Source organism: Burkholderia sp. E168m15 (genome assembly GCF_016586105.1).
Lineage (GTDB): Bacteria > Pseudomonadota > Gammaproteobacteria > Burkholderiales > Burkholderiaceae > Burkholderia > Burkholderia orbicola.
Map to the genome: position 1 here is coordinate 1 of NZ_BCPO01000044.1, position 14230 is coordinate 14230.

At 65.3% G+C, this 14230-nt stretch carries 10 protein-coding genes; 9 read left to right on the forward strand and 1 reads right to left on the reverse strand.

The window, feature by feature from the left end; all coding sequences use genetic code 11:
* The 9 genes from JMF86_RS07830 to JMF86_RS07870 all read left to right on the forward strand — a co-directional run.
* Positions 1 to 735, forward strand: a 735-nt coding sequence (locus tag JMF86_RS07830) for a PfkB family carbohydrate kinase (RefSeq protein ID WP_201316923.1), incomplete at its 5' end; no start/stop codon positions are given.
* Between the two features lie 298 nt (positions 736 to 1033).
* Positions 1034 to 2800, forward strand: coding sequence for a methyl-accepting chemotaxis protein (locus JMF86_RS07835; protein WP_201316924.1), 1767 nt, complete (start codon positions 1034 to 1036; stop codon positions 2798 to 2800).
* A gap of 543 nt (positions 2801 to 3343) precedes the next feature.
* A complete protein-coding gene (locus JMF86_RS07840) occupies positions 3344 to 5266 on the forward strand; it encodes a PrkA family serine protein kinase (RefSeq protein WP_006476065.1) in 1923 nt (640 codons plus the stop codon).
* A 125-nt stretch (positions 5267 to 5391) separates the two neighbouring features.
* Complete coding sequence (locus JMF86_RS07845) at positions 5392 to 6660, forward strand: YeaH/YhbH family protein (RefSeq protein WP_006476064.1); 1269 nt, start codon at positions 5392 to 5394, stop codon at positions 6658 to 6660.
* Positions 6657 to 8336, forward strand: a complete 1680-nt coding sequence (locus JMF86_RS07850; RefSeq protein WP_011694280.1) for a SpoVR family protein — start codon at positions 6657 to 6659, stop codon at positions 8334 to 8336. The genes JMF86_RS07845 and JMF86_RS07850 overlap by 4 nt, the downstream gene beginning before the upstream one ends.
* Before the next feature lie 234 nt (positions 8337 to 8570).
* On the forward strand, positions 8571 to 9875 hold the full coding sequence (locus tag JMF86_RS07855; protein WP_011545356.1) for an MFS family transporter: 1305 nt from the start codon (positions 8571 to 8573) through the stop codon (positions 9873 to 9875).
* Positions 9876 to 10332: 457 nt separating this feature from the next.
* Positions 10333 to 11148 carry an ABC transporter substrate-binding protein gene (locus JMF86_RS07860; RefSeq protein ID WP_006476062.1) on the forward strand — a complete coding sequence of 272 codons (816 nt, stop codon included), beginning with the start codon at positions 10333 to 10335 and terminating at the stop codon, positions 11146 to 11148.
* A gap of 94 nt (positions 11149 to 11242) precedes the next feature.
* On the forward strand, positions 11243 to 11965 hold the full coding sequence (locus JMF86_RS07865) for an amino acid ABC transporter permease (protein ID WP_011545357.1): 723 nt from the start codon (positions 11243 to 11245) through the stop codon (positions 11963 to 11965).
* Between the two features lie 2 nt (positions 11966 to 11967).
* On the forward strand, positions 11968 to 12693 hold the full coding sequence (locus JMF86_RS07870) for an amino acid ABC transporter permease (RefSeq protein WP_011545358.1): 726 nt from the start codon (positions 11968 to 11970) through the stop codon (positions 12691 to 12693).
* Positions 12694 to 12855: 162 nt separating this feature from the next.
* On the opposite strand, the gene JMF86_RS07875 is transcribed toward JMF86_RS07870, so the two are convergent.
* Positions 12856 to 14121: a M23 family metallopeptidase gene (locus JMF86_RS07875; RefSeq protein WP_011694294.1), complete on the reverse strand. Its 1266-nt coding sequence runs from the start codon at positions 14119 to 14121 to the stop codon at positions 12856 to 12858.
* Positions 14122 to 14230 lie beyond the last annotated feature (109 nt).

The window sequence follows — 14230 nt, forward strand, 5'->3', positions numbered from 1 at the left end:
GTCGGCGCGGATGCGCACGGCGCGGCACTGCGCGCGGGCCTCGAGGCCGAGGGCATCGACTGCGCGGGGCTCGCGACGAGCGCGTCGGCGTCGACCGGCGTCGCGCTGATCGTCGTCGACGATGGGAGCCAGAACGCGATCGTGATCGTCGCGGGTGGCAACGGCGAGGTCACGACCGACACGATCGCGCGGCACGAGGCCGCGCTGGCGGCGGCCGACGTGCTGATCTGCCAGCTCGAGACGCCGCCGGACACGGTGTTCGCGGCACTGTCGGCCGGACGCCGGCTCGGCCGCACGGTGGTGCTCAATCCGGCCCCGGCCGTCGCGCCGCTGCCGGACGGCTGGCTGCCGCTCGTCGATTACCTGATCCCGAACGAGGTCGAGGCGGCCGCGCTGACGGGGCTGCGCGTGCGCGATCCGGCCGAAGCCGAAGCCGCCGCGCGGGCGCTCCAGGCCGGCGGCGCGCGCAACGTGCTGGTGACGCTCGGCGCACGCGGCGTGCTCGCGTTGACGGCCGACGGCACCGCGCGGCACTATCCGGCGCCGGTCGTGCAGGCGGTCGACACGACGGCCGCCGGCGACACCTTCATCGGCGGCTTTTCCGCACGGCTCGCGGCCGGCGCGGACGTCGACACGGCCATCCGCTTCGCGCAATGTGCGGCGGCGCTGTCGGTCACGCGCGCGGGCGCTCAGCCGTCGATTCCGACGCGCTCCGAACTGGCCGATCAGGCCTGACCCCAGGATCGCGGTTCCGTCTCGTGGCCGGTTCGTCGCACGAGACGGCCGGCCGCACCTCGCCGACCGCACCTGCCTGAACCTGCCGGTGCCTCGCCGGTCTTTTTCCTTCCGTTGTCGAACTGGCCCGAATTTACGCCATTTTGTTCAGTGATTTGTAATGTTCAGACTAATAATTCGAAAAAATGGTCTGAAATCCGTCAAGTTGTGCGTCGCGCGGTCGTAAATAAATCAAGCGAAGCAATGCTTCGAGCCAACGGGCCCGGCCCGTTCATGACGACGCAACACAGGATGGATGATGGTGTTCAGGAACCTGACGATTCGTGCGCGCATCGGTTTGACGATGGCGTTTCTGGCGGTACTGCTGGGTGTCACCGGCGTGCTCGGTCTGTACGGGATGACGCGTGCGAACGATTCGACGCGCGAGATTTTCACGAACCAGATGCCGAGCGCGGTCAACGTGGCGATGGCGGAAATGTTCGCCGCGCGCGAGCGCCTCGCACTCGACCGTGCGGCGCTGCTGGCCGGCACGCCGGACTCGGCGGCGGCCATCGAGCGCAGCCGCGCGATGCGGGCACAATCGGACGCTTGGTGGCAGAAATACCTTGCGCTGCCGCGCGACGCCGACGAGGACCGGCTCGCACAGGACATCGCCGCCCGGCGCAAGGTGCTGCAGGACAGTTGCGACGCGTTCGCGAGTGCGGTCGGGGCGGGCGATCACGACCGGATCGGCGGCGGAGCGAAGCAGCTTCAGGCGCGCTATACCGAACTCGCCACGGCCGGTGAAGCGCTGCGCAGCTTCCAGTTCACTAATGCGCAGGCGCGCTTCGATCAGGCGGAATCGGTATTCGAGACGATGCGCGTGCTGTCGATCGTGGTGCTGCTGGCCGGCATCGGCGCCGCGGTGCTGTCGTGGCTGACGCTGAGCCGCGCGATCGGCCGCCCGATCGCCGACGCGCTGTCGCATTTCGACGCGATCGCCGCAGGCGACTTGCGCCGGCCGATCGTCGTCGACCGGCGCGACGAGATGGGCCAGATGCTGGAAGGCCTCGCGAGGATGCAGCGCGGGCTCGTCGACACGGTGCGCACCGTGCGCGGCGGTAGCGAGTCGATCGCGACCGCAGCCCGCCAGATCGCGGCCGGCAACACCGACCTGTCGTCGCGCACCGAGGAACAGGCCGCTGCGCTGCAGGAAACCGCGTCGAGCATGGAGCAACTGACGGGCACGGTGAAGCAGAATGCCGACAATGCGCGCCAGGCAAGCTCGCTGGCCGCGAATGCGTCCGACATTGCAAACAAGGGCAATACGGTGGTCGGCCAGGTGGTCGGCACGATGGGCGAAATCAACGACAGCTCGGCCAAAATCGCCGACATCATCGCGATCATCGAGGGAATCGCGTTCCAGACCAACATTCTTGCGCTGAATGCGGCCGTCGAAGCCGCGCGGGCGGGCGAGGAAGGCCGCGGCTTCGCGGTGGTCGCCGGCGAAGTGCGCAGCCTCGCGCAGCGTTCGTCGAGCGCGGCGAAGGAAATCAAGGCGCTGATCGACGCGTCGGTGGAGCGTATCCGGACGGGCTCGACGCTGGTCGACGAAGCCGGGCGCACGATGAGCGACGTGATCGGCGCGGTCCAGCGCGTGACGGACATCATGGGCGAGATCGCGGCGGCCTCCGAGGAGCAGAGCAGCGGAATCGACCAGGTGGCGCGCGCGGTCGCGCAGATGGACGAGGTCACGCAGCAGAATGCCGCGCTCGTCGAGGAAGCGGCGGCCGCCGCGCAGTCGCTCGAGGAACAGGCGGCCCGCCTGCGCGAAACGGCGGCGGTATTCCAGCTCGACGACGAAGCAGCACGCGCGGGCACCGTCGTTGCGGTGGCGCGTCAAGCGCCGCGTGCACTTTCCGCGTCGGCTGCGGCGCCCGCAGCACCGGCTGCGGCGCGCGTCGAACGCGACGCCGCGCCGAAACGCGCACCCGCCGCGACGCCGGCGCGCAAGCCCGCCGCCGCATCCGCCGCTCCCGCGCCGGCAGTCGCGACCGCCGGCGGCGACGACTGGGAGACGTTCTGATCTTCAGGCACTGCGTATCTATCCCCATTTGGTGACGAACGACGCCCGCGATCCGCGGGCGTCGTCGTTTCCGCGATGGGCAAATGTGACAGCACGGACGATCGATCGTGCATCGTCACCTGCGTCGCGCACCGACGCATACGCGGCGACGCGCTGCGTGCACGTCACGTTCCCGCGTTCGTCGTACGGGTATGTCCGTAAGGGACTGCGAAAAAAATTTGTAACGGTGCGCGCGGTGTGTCATCGCGCGCGACCGCTCGAACGTATAGGGATGAGGGGAGGAAGTGGCGACGTCGGAGATGTCCAACGCACGAGACGTTTCGATGTTCGACGAGACGCGGCGGATGCAGTTTCTGCGGCTCGGGAGGTCGATTGTAAAACGACGAAATGCGTTGTCCAAGCGGTGTTGTCGAGAATGACGAACTTCATACGAAGAGTTCGTGAAAAAAAATAAGAAAGGGTTTAGGATGAATTCGAACGCGCTTGCTTCTGCGCAGTCATACGAAGGCAGGCACGTCTTCAGACTCAGGCGAGGGAGGTAGCATGGATATTTACAGCAGCTTCGCGAACCGCTTCGAAAAAACGCGAGAGGAAGAGCTCTCGCTGGAGGAGTATCTCGCGCTCTGCAAGAACGATCCATCCGCGTACGCGACGGCTGGTGAACGCATGCTGGAAGCAATCGGGGAACCTGAACAGATCGATACCCGCAACGACCCGCGCCTGTCGCGGATCTTCGCGAACAAGGTCATCAAGGTGTATCCGGCATTCCGTGAGTTCTACGGAATGGAGGAGGTGATCGAGCAGGTGGTCGCATATTTCCGCCACGCTGCGCAAGGTCTTGAAGAGAAGAAGCAGATCCTCTATCTGCTGGGCCCGGTGGGCGGCGGCAAGTCGTCGATCGCCGAGCGCCTGAAGCAACTGATGGAGCGCGTGCCGTTCTATTCGCTGAAGGGTTCGCCCGTCAACGAATCGCCGCTCGGGCTGTTCGACTACGACGAGGATGGTCCGATCCTCGAGGAACAGTACGGCATTCCGCGCCGCTACCTGAAGAGCATCCTGAGTCCGTGGGCCGTCAAGCGCCTGCACGAATACAACGGCGACATCCGCCAGTTCCGCGTGGTGCGCCGCTTTCCGTCGATCCTGCGGCAGGTCGGCATCGCGAAGACGGAGCCGGGCGACGAGAACAATCAGGACATCTCGTCGCTGGTCGGCAAGGTCGATATCCGCAAGCTCGAACAGTATGCGCAGGACGATGCCGACGCGTACAGCTACTCGGGCGGCCTGTGCCTGGCGAACCAGGGCCTGCTCGAATTCGTCGAAATGTTCAAGGCGCCGATCAAGGTGCTGCACCCGCTGCTGACCGCCACGCAGGAAGGCAACTTCAAGGGCACCGAAGGTTTCGGCGCGATTCCGTTCGACGGCGTGATTCTCGCGCACTCGAACGAGTCGGAGTGGAAGGCGTTCCGCAACAACCGCAACAACGAGGCACTGCTCGACCGGATCTTCGTCGTGAAGGTGCCGTACTGCCTGCGCGTGTCGGAAGAGATCAAGATCTACGAGAAGCTGATCCGCAATTCGTCGCTCGCCGAGGCCGTCTGCGCGCCGGGCACGCTGAAGATGATGTCGCAGTTCTCGGTGCTGTCGCGTCTGCACGAGCCGGAGAATTCGAGCCTGTTCTCGAAGATGCAGGTGTACGACGGCGAAAACCTGAAGGACACCGATCCGAAGGCGAAGTCGTACCAGGAGTATCGCGACTACGCGGGCGTGGACGAAGGGATGACCGGCGTGTCGACCCGCTTCGCGTTCAAGATCCTGTCGCGCGTGTTCAACTTCGATACGAGCGAGGTCGCGGCGAACCCGGTGCACCTGATGTACGTGCTCGAACAGCAGATCGAACGCGAGCAGTTCCCGCCGGAAACGGAGCAGAAGTACCTGTCGTTCGTGAAGGACGTGCTCGCGTCGCGGTACGCGGAGTTCATCGGCAAGGAGATTCAGACCGCGTATCTCGAGTCGTATTCGGAATACGGGCAGAACATCTTCGATCGCTACGTCACGTATGCGGACTTCTGGATCCAGGATCAGGAATTCCGCGATCACGATACCGGCGAGAGCTTCGATCGCGCCGCGCTGAACGCGGAGCTGGAGAAGATCGAGAAGCCGGCCGGGATCAGCAATCCGAAGGATTTCCGCAACGAAATCGTGAACTTCGTGTTGCGCGCACGGGCGGCGAACGCCGGCAAGAACCCCGTGTGGACGAGCTACGAGAAGTTGCGCGTCGTGATCGAGAAGAAGATGTTCTCGAATACCGAGGAACTGTTGCCGGTCATTTCGTTCAACGCGAAGGGTTCGGCGGAGGAGCAGCGCAAGCATGAGGACTTTGTGAACCGGATGGTCGCGAAGGGCTATACGCCGAAGCAAGTGAGGCTCCTTTGCGACTGGTACCTGCGCGTGCGCAAGTCGTCATGACACGCGCGGTATCGCGCCCGTACGGCGAGTCCGTGCGGGCGCTTTCAGAGGCGCCGCCCGCATGACGGCAGACGGCATGCGCGGCGAGTGCCCCGGCAGATCGACTTTCGAGCGGGAGACCGGGAGTGCTTCATCAAATCATCGACCGCAGGCTGGCCGGCAAGAACAAGAGCATCGCCAATCGCGAACGCTTTCTGCGTCGCGTCAAGAACTACATTCGTCGTGCCGTGTCCGACGCGGTGCGCGACCGTAGCATCAAGGATATCCAGAGCACGCAGAGCATCACGATCCCGCGCAAGGACATCGCGGAGCCGAATTTCCGGCACGCGCCGGGCGGACGTCGCGAATACGTGCACCCCGGCAACGAGGACTACGTGCGCGGCGACAAGATCCCGCGCCCGCAGGGCGGCTCGGGCGGCGGCGGCAGTCAGGCGAGCAACGAGGGCGAAGGGCAGGACGACTTCGTGTTCGAGCTGTCGCGCGACGAGTTCATGCAGTATTTCTTCGACGATCTCGAACTGCCGCGCCTCGTGAAGACGCACCTGCTGACGGTGCCGAGCTGGAAGAACGTGCGCGCGGGCTGGTCGGCGGAAGGCACGCCGAACAACATCGACGTCGTGCGTTCGCTGCGCAGCGCGCTCGGCCGGCGCATCGCGCTCGGCTCGCCGCTCGTCAACGAGCTGCGCGAGCTCGAGGCCCAGCTCGAAGCGCTGAAGAGCGACCCCGAGGACCGCCGCGCGGAAATCGCGACGCTCGAGGCCGAGATTCATCACCTGAAAGGGCGCATCTGGCGGATTCCGTTCATCGATCCGTTCGACCTGCGCTACATCAACCGCGTGAAGCAGCCGCAACCGTCGAGCCAGGCCGTGATGTTCTGCCTGATGGACGTGTCGGGCTCGATGGACGAGCAGCGCAAGGATCTCGCGAAGCGCTTCTTCATCCTGCTTTATCTGTTCCTCAAGCGCAACTACGAGCGCATCGAAGTGGTGTTCATTCGCCACCACACGCGTGCCGAGGAAGTCGACGAGGACACCTTCTTCCATTCGACCGAAAGCGGCGGCACGGTGGTGTCGAGCGCGCTCGAACTGATGCGCAAGGTGATGGACGAGCGCTACTCGCCGACCGAGTGGAACATCTACGGCGCGCAGGCGTCCGACGGCGACAACTGGACTGACGATTCGCCCAAGTGTCGCAAAATCCTGGAAGAGGATATCCTCACCAAGACGCGTTACTTCGCGTATATCCAGGTCGCGCCGGAAGAGCAGAATCTGTGGCTGGAATACGCGCAACTGGCCTTGTCGCAACCGCATCTCGCGATGAAAAAAGTGGAATCGGCTGCGGACATTTACCCGGTGTTTCGCGAATTGTTCGAAAAGCAGGTGGAAATGTCATGACGACCCGCCATCTGCACAACGAGTCGCGCGGCTACGCGCCGCGCCCTTCCGGCGACGACACGGCCGGCCCTGCCGCACCGCAGCAACGCGGGCAGGCCGAACCGCCGCCGCCGGCCGCCGACTTGCCCGGTTCCGGGCAAAAGGAAGCGCGTATGAACGTTGCCGAACGCAAGCCGTTGCCGTGCCCGTCCGACTGGACGTTCGAATTGCTCGAGGAATACGACACGCACATCTCGCAGGTCGCCGAACAATACGAGCTCGACATCTACCCGATCCAGCTCGAACTGATCAGCGCCGAGCAGATGATGGATGCGTATGCGTCGGTCGGGATGCCCGTCAACTACCGTCACTGGTCGTTCGGCAAGCACTTTCTCGCGACCGAGAAGAGCTATCGTCGCGGCCAGATGGGCCTCGCCTACGAAATCGTCATCAATTCGAATCCGTGCATCGCGTATCTGATGGAAGAGAACACGATGACGATGCAGGCGCTCGTCATCGCGCACGCGGCGTACGGGCACAACTCGTTCTTCAAGGGCAACTACCTGTTCCGGCTGTGGACCGACGCGCACGCGATCATCGATTACCTCGTGTACGCGAAGAACTACGTCGCGGAATGCGAGGAGCGCTACGGCCTCGATCGCGTCGAGGAACTGCTCGACTCGTGCCATGCGTTGATGAACTACGGCGTCGACCGCTACAAGCGGCCGCAGAAACCGTCGCTGTCGAAGGAAGCGGCGCTGCGGCGCGAGCGCGAGGCGTACCTGCAGTCGCAGGTGAACGAACTCTGGCGTACGCTGCCGGGCAAGAAGCCCGAGCTGACGGAGGAGCAGGACGACCGCTATCCGTCCGAGCCGCAGGAGAACCTGCTGTATTTCGCGGAAAAGAATGCGCCGCTGCTCGAACCGTGGGAGCGGGAAGTGATCCGCATCGTGCGCAAGATCGGCCAGTATTTCTATCCGCAGCGGCAGACGCAGGTGATGAACGAAGGCTGGGCGACGTTCTGGCACTACACACTGCTCAATACGCTGTACAACCAGGGCAAGCTGGAAGACGGCTTCATGATGGAGTTCCTGCATTCGCACAGCAACGTGGTCTACCAGCCGCCCGTCACGAAGCCGTACTACAGCGGGATCAACCCGTATGCGCTCGGTTTCTCGATGATGAGCGACATCCGAAGGATCTGCGAAGCGCCGACGGAGGAAGACTACAAGTGGTTTCCGGAGATCGCGGGCACGCCGTGGCTGCCGGCGATGCACTACGCGATGCGCAACTTCAAGGACGAGAGCTTCATCGCGCAGTACCTGTCGCCGAACCTGATTCGCGAAATGCGGCTCTTCTCGGTGCTCGACGACGACATGCGCGATTCGCTCGAGGTATCGGCGATCCACGACGATTCCGGCTACCAGTACGTGCGGCAGGCGTTGTCGCGGCAGTACGACATCCATCACCGCGAGCCGAACATCCAGGTGTGGGCCGTCAACACCCGCGGCGACCGCAGCCTCACGCTGCGCCACTTCATGACCGACAACCGCCACCTGTCGAACGACAGCGAGGAAGTGCTCAAGCACATGGCGCGGCTCTGGCAGTTCGACGTGTACCTGGAAAGCGTCGACGAGGCCGGCACCGTGCGCAAGCGCTACGAGTGCCGCTACGTGCCGCCGGAAGTGCGCGTGTGATCGCCGCACGCCGGAAATGTTTGCATCGGACGCCAGCCTGCGGGCTGGCGTTTTCATATGACGAACGCGCGCCGGGAGAAAAATTTTCTACATCGGGACGAACCCGGGGCGCTTGTTACTTTACATTTCGCTAAAATCCCGTAGCGCCGTGCGCCGGAACCGGTGCCACGTGCGACCGCACGCGGCGGCCCCAGCCGTCTCGCCCAGAAAGCACTAAAAGGAACAGACCAACCCATGGACGTCCAGACCGACCAAGCTGCGCTGTCCGCGCAAGACACCCGGCGGCGCGTGTTCGCCATCGTCGGCGCCTCATCGGGCAACCTCGTCGAGTGGTTCGACTTCTACATCTACTCGTTCTGCGCGCTGTACTTCGCGCCGGCATTTTTCCCGAGCGGCAACACGACGACGCAGCTGCTGAACACGGCCGGCGTGTTCGCGGCCGGCTTCCTGATGCGTCCGATCGGCGGCTGGCTGTTCGGCCGCATCGCCGACCGGCACGGCCGTCGCGCGGCGATGATGATCTCGGTGCTGATGATGTGCGGCGGGTCGCTCGTGATCGCGGTGCTGCCGACCTATGCGCAGATCGGCGCGCTCGCGCCGGCGCTGCTGCTGGTCGCGCGCCTGTTCCAGGGCCTGTCGGTGGGCGGCGAATACGGGACGAGCGCGACCTACATGAGTGAAGTGGCATTGAAGGGCCGTCGCGGCTTCTTCGCGTCGTTCCAGTACGTGACGCTGATCGGCGGCCAGCTGTGCGCGCTGCTGGTGCTCGTGATCCTGCAGCAGACGCTGTCGGCCGGCGAGCTGAAAGCGTGGGGCTGGCGCATTCCGTTCGTGGTCGGCGCGGCGGCCGCGCTGATTTCGCTGTACCTGCGCAAATCGCTCGACGAGACGTCGACGAGCGCATCGCGCGACAAGAAGGACGCCGGCACGATCCGCGGCGTGTGGCAGCACAAGGGCGCGTTCTTCACGGTGGTCGGCTTCACGGCCGGCGGCTCGCTGATCTTCTACACGTTCACGACGTACATGCAGAAGTACCTCGTGAACACGGCCGGCATGCACGCGAAGACGGCCAGCAACGTGATGACCGTCGCGCTGCTCGTCTACATGCTGATGCAGCCGGTGTTCGGCGCGCTGTCGGACAAGATCGGCCGCCGCACGTCGATGATCCTGTTCGGTTCGTTCGCGGTGATCGGCACGGTGCCGCTGATGCATGCGCTGAAGGGCGTGACGAGCCCGGTGGCCGCGTTCGTGCTGATCACGGTTGCGCTGGCGATCGTCAGCTTCTACACGTCGATCAGCGGCCTGATCAAGGCCGAGATGTTTCCGCCGGAAGTGCGCGCGATGGGCGTGGGCCTGTCGTATGCGGTCGCGAACGCGATCTTCGGCGGTTCGGCCGAGTACGTCGCGCTGTGGTTCAAGTCGATCGGCAGCGAGGAAACGTTCTACTGGTACGTGACCGTGCTGTGCGCGATCTCGCTGATCGTGTCGTGGCGGATGCGCGATCCGAGCAAGGAAGGGTACCTGCGCCACGAGCCGTGATCGGTCGCGCGTGGCGCGTACTCGCATCATGACGAACGTCCCGCCGGTTGGCGGGACGTTTTTTTTGCGGCGTGCGATGACGTGCGCGGCGGCATCCACTGTTCGACCCGCGAAGTGCCGGCATGAGCGCGCCGCGTCATATCGATATGGAAATCGATTCGTTGTCCGTGGCGCGCGATTTCCTTAATCTGACTGCGTAGTTCGTGTGACACCTCCTTGACTGGGATTCGCGCCCGCTGCTTGCAGCGGGCGTCTTTTTTTGCGCGGCGGCAATGCGTGCCCGCAGCCCGCCTGCCTCATCACGAAACCCGCTGAGCAAAGCACCAATTGTTGGTTCGGATTCGCCGCACGCACTGATACGTTAGCGGCTTCGCGACGACACACTTCGTCACGATGTTCTTCGAACCGTGCCGCCGCGCGATCCGCGGCGGCCTCCATAACAAATCAGGTCGTGCTCATGAAAATCAACACGCTCGCTACGTGGCTCGTCGGGGTCGCGCTCGTTACCGCAGGCACCGTCGCCCATGCGGACCGTCTCGACGACATCAAGAAGGCCGGGGTGCTGCGCGTCGCGACGTTCGACAGCAATCCGCCGTTCGGTTATGTCGACGCGAAAAGCAACCACATCGTCGGTCTCGACGTCGATTACGCGAAGGCGCTCGCGGACAAGCTCGGCGTGAAGCTGCAGCTCCAACCGACCAACCCCGCGAACCGCATCCCGTTCCTCACCTCCGGCAAGGTCGACCTCGTGCTCGCGAACTTCACGATCACCGATGAGCGCGCGAAACAGGTCGACTTCAGCATCCCGTATTTCTCGTCGGGCCAGCAGTTTCTCGCGAAGAAGGGCGTGCTGAAATCGGCCGACCAGCTGAACGGCCTGCGCGTCGGCGCGGACAAGGGCACGACCAACGAGATCACGCTGCGCGAGAAATTCCCGAAGGCCACGATCGTCGCGTACGACGACACGCCGTTCGCGTTCGCCGCGCTGCGCGCCGGCAACGTGCAGGCCATCACGCAGGACGGCCCGAAGCTGATCGGCCTGCTCGCGAACGTGCCCGACAAGCAGAACTACGAGATCCCGGCGTTCACGATCTCGAACGACTACATGGGCGTCGGCGTGCCGAAGGGCGAGACGCGCCTGCTCGGCTTCGTCAACGACACGCTGAAGGGGCTCGAGGCGAACGGCCGCGCGACGCAGATCTACGACGCATGGTTCGGGCCGACGACGAAAACGCCGCTCACGCGCATTTTCCGGATCGGCGACAAGACCTGATCGCTGCCGCACGCGCGCCGCGTTTGGCCGGAACCTCGGCCGCGCGGCGCTTTTCGTTTTCATCCGACCGCGCGCGTCGTGCGCGCTCCCCAGCATGCTCGGGTTGGCTCCCAAATATCTGTCCTGGCTCTGGCAGGGCTTCCTGCTGACACTCGGCCTCGCGGCCGCGTCGGCCGTCGCCGCGACCGTCGGCGGGCTGCTGCTCGCCGTGATGCGGCATGCGCGCGGCAAGACGCCGCGCGCGGCCGCCGCCGCGTACGTCGTCGCGTTTCGCAACACGCCGCTGCTCGTGCAGTTGCTGTTCTGGTATTTCGGTGTCGCGTCGTTGCTGCCCGAAACGTGGATCGCGTGGCTCAATGCGCGCCATGCGGTGAGCGTGGGCCCGTTCACGCTCGCGTGGCCGTCGTTCGAATTCGTGGCGGGTTGGGTCGGCTTGAGCGCCTATACGGCTGCCTTCGTCGCCGAGGAATGCGAAGCCGGCCTGCGCGGCGTGCGGCGCGCGCAACACGATGCGGCGGCCGCGCTCGGCCTCACGCCGATGCAGTCGCTGCGCTACGTGGTGCTGCCGCAGGCCGTGCGCATCGCGCTGCCGCCGCTGTTCGGCCAATACATGAATCTCGTGAAGAACTCGTCGCTCGCGATGGCGATCGGCGTCGCCGAGCTGTCGTATGCGTCGCGGCAGGTCGAGACGGAGACGTTCCAGACGTTCGCCGCGTTCGGCGTCGCGACCCTGCTATATATCGCGGCGGTGGCCGCGATCGAGGCCGGTGCGTATGCAGCCACGCAATGGCGCGACCGGCTCGGAGCAGGGCGCTGACGATGGACCTTTCGCTGCTGCTTTCGAACCTGCCGTACCTGCTCGTCGGCGCGTTTCCGGACGGCCCGCTCGGCGGCGCCGCGCTGTCGCTGGTGCTGGCGCTTGCATCCGCGATCGCGTCGGCCGTGCTCGGCGTGGCGCTCGGCATCGCGATGGCGCTGGCGCGCGGCCCGGCGCGTGTGCTGCTGCTCGCGTTCATCGGCTTCTTCCGCGCGATTCCGGTGCTGATGCTGATCTTCTGGACGTATTTCCTGATGCCCGTGCTGTTGCACATGGATGTGCCGGGGCTCGCGACGGTCGTGTGCGCGCTGGCGCTGATCGGCGGCGCGTATCTCGCGCATGCGGTGCATGCGGGGATCGTCGCGGCGGGCGACGGTCAATGGCAGGCCGGGCTGTCGCTCGGGCTCACGCGCTGGCAGACGGTGCGCTACGTGCTGCTGCCGCAGGCGATCCGGATCATGACGCCGTCGTTCGTCAACCAGTGGGTCGCGCTCGTGAAGGACACGTCGCTCGCGTATATCGTCGGCGTGCCGGAGCTGTCGTTCATCGCAACGCAGGTGAACAACCGGCTGATGGTGTATCCGGCGCCGATCTTCCTGTTCGTCGCGCTGATCTATCTGGTGCTGTGCACGTCGCTCGATGGAGGAGCGCGGTGGTTGCTGTCGCGGGGGCCGCGCACGCAACGTGCGGCGCAGGCGACGGCCGAACGCACGGAACCCGCGCGGTAACGGTGGGCCGGCGAGCACGCGTGCGAGGCGTGCGTGTGCTTCAGTGATGAAGATGGATGATGTGCGACCATCCGCAGCGGGCTGCGTCGCCGTCATTCGAGCGGCGACGCGTGCGGTGGTGCCGATGAGGCTGAGGTGCCCGGACGCTTCAGGACGTCAGCGTCAGGACGCGCTGTAGTGCGTATCGAACACCGCGCGCAGCGTCGACGGGCCGGTCGCGAAATCGCCCCACAGCGGGCCGTCGTTCTGCGCGAACGCGAACGGCGTGGTGCTGATCGATGCGAGGTGCAAGCGCCATTGCGCGGCTTCCTGGCGGAACGCGGTGAGCTGCATGTCCGACAGCGCCCTCTGCGCGCTGGCCAGCGTGACGAGCGGGTCGACCGGATCGTTCGCGACCCGCACCTCGAAATGCAGGTGCGGGCCGGTCGCCGCGCCCGTCATCCCGACCGAGCCGATACGTTGCCCCTGCTTCACCGTTTCGCCGGTCTTGAGCCCGCGAGCGAACGCGGACAGGTGCGCGTAGTAGGTCGAATAGCCATCCGCATGATCGACGATCACATAGCGCCCATAGCCGCCCGGATCGGTGCCGACGAACGACACGACGCCGTCGGCGGCCGCATCGACCGGCGTGCCGCTCGGTGCGGCGAGATCGACGCCCGTATGAAACGCCATCGCCTGCGACAGCGGATGGATGCGCTCGCCGAAGAACGAACTGATACGCGTCCACTTGACCGGCATCGTGAATGCGGCGGCTTCGAGCGGCGAGCCGTCGAGCGCGTAGTACGCACCGTGCTCGGCGCCCGGCGCGCGGAACCAGATCGCGCCGAACGTGCGGCCGGCGACGCGCAGCTCGAGCGCGGTGAGGCGCGGCGTGCCGTCGTTCGTGTCGAACGCGACGCGGTAATAGTCGCCGCGCTGCGCACTCGCGCGCATCGCGACCTTGCCGGTGACGAGATCGCCGAGCTGGATGCGCACTTCGGGCGGCACGTCGAGACGGTTCAGCGTATCGGACAGCGTGAGTTCGATGTCGCCCGCGCGCATGCCTTGCTGGTGGTCGGGCGCCGCGAACTGAAACAGGCTCGTATAGCCGAGCATGTCGTTGCGATGCGCGCTGAGCGGCGCGAACAGGCCCGGCTGCACACTGCGGTCATTGCGATCGAGGTGTTCGTTGCGCTCGCCGATCGTGCGGGCGAGCTCGCTCGTCACGAAATGCTGCGCGGTGGGAAACGGCGTATCGGACAGCACGCGCTGCGGCAGCGCGGCCGTGCCTGAATCGACGGCGCCCGGCAGTTGCGACACGGCCGGCAACGCGGCGGCGAGGCCGAATGCGGCGAGGGCGCCGAGCACGGCGGCCGGCACGAGCGTGCGCACGACGCGCTGCGCGCGACCGGGTGCGACGGCATCAGGGGTTGCGACGGACTTGACCAAGGTGTCCACATCCAGGAAAGCGGTTCAAAGGGGTGTGGGCGGGGGCCGCCGGCGGCGCACCGTCAAACGGCGACGGGGCGGGCGGCGGGCGTGCAACAAAACAGGCCCC

Excerpts from the sequence above, each read along its gene's own strand:
- JMF86_RS07835 (WP_201316924.1), top strand. The coding sequence starts at position 1,034 with ATGGTGTTCAGGAACCTGACGATTCGTGCGCGCATCGGTTTGACGATG.
- JMF86_RS07840 (WP_006476065.1), top strand. The coding sequence starts at position 3,344 with ATGGATATTTACAGCAGCTTCGCGAACCGCTTCGAAAAAACGCGAGAG.
- JMF86_RS07850 (WP_011694280.1), top strand. The coding sequence starts at position 6,657 with ATGACGACCCGCCATCTGCACAACGAGTCGCGCGGCTACGCGCCGCGC.
- JMF86_RS07855 (WP_011545356.1), top strand. The coding sequence starts at position 8,571 with ATGGACGTCCAGACCGACCAAGCTGCGCTGTCCGCGCAAGACACCCGG.
- JMF86_RS07860 (WP_006476062.1), top strand. The coding sequence starts at position 10,333 with ATGAAAATCAACACGCTCGCTACGTGGCTCGTCGGGGTCGCGCTCGTT.
- JMF86_RS07865 (WP_011545357.1), top strand. The coding sequence starts at position 11,243 with ATGCTCGGGTTGGCTCCCAAATATCTGTCCTGGCTCTGGCAGGGCTTC.
- JMF86_RS07870 (WP_011545358.1), top strand. The coding sequence starts at position 11,968 with ATGGACCTTTCGCTGCTGCTTTCGAACCTGCCGTACCTGCTCGTCGGC.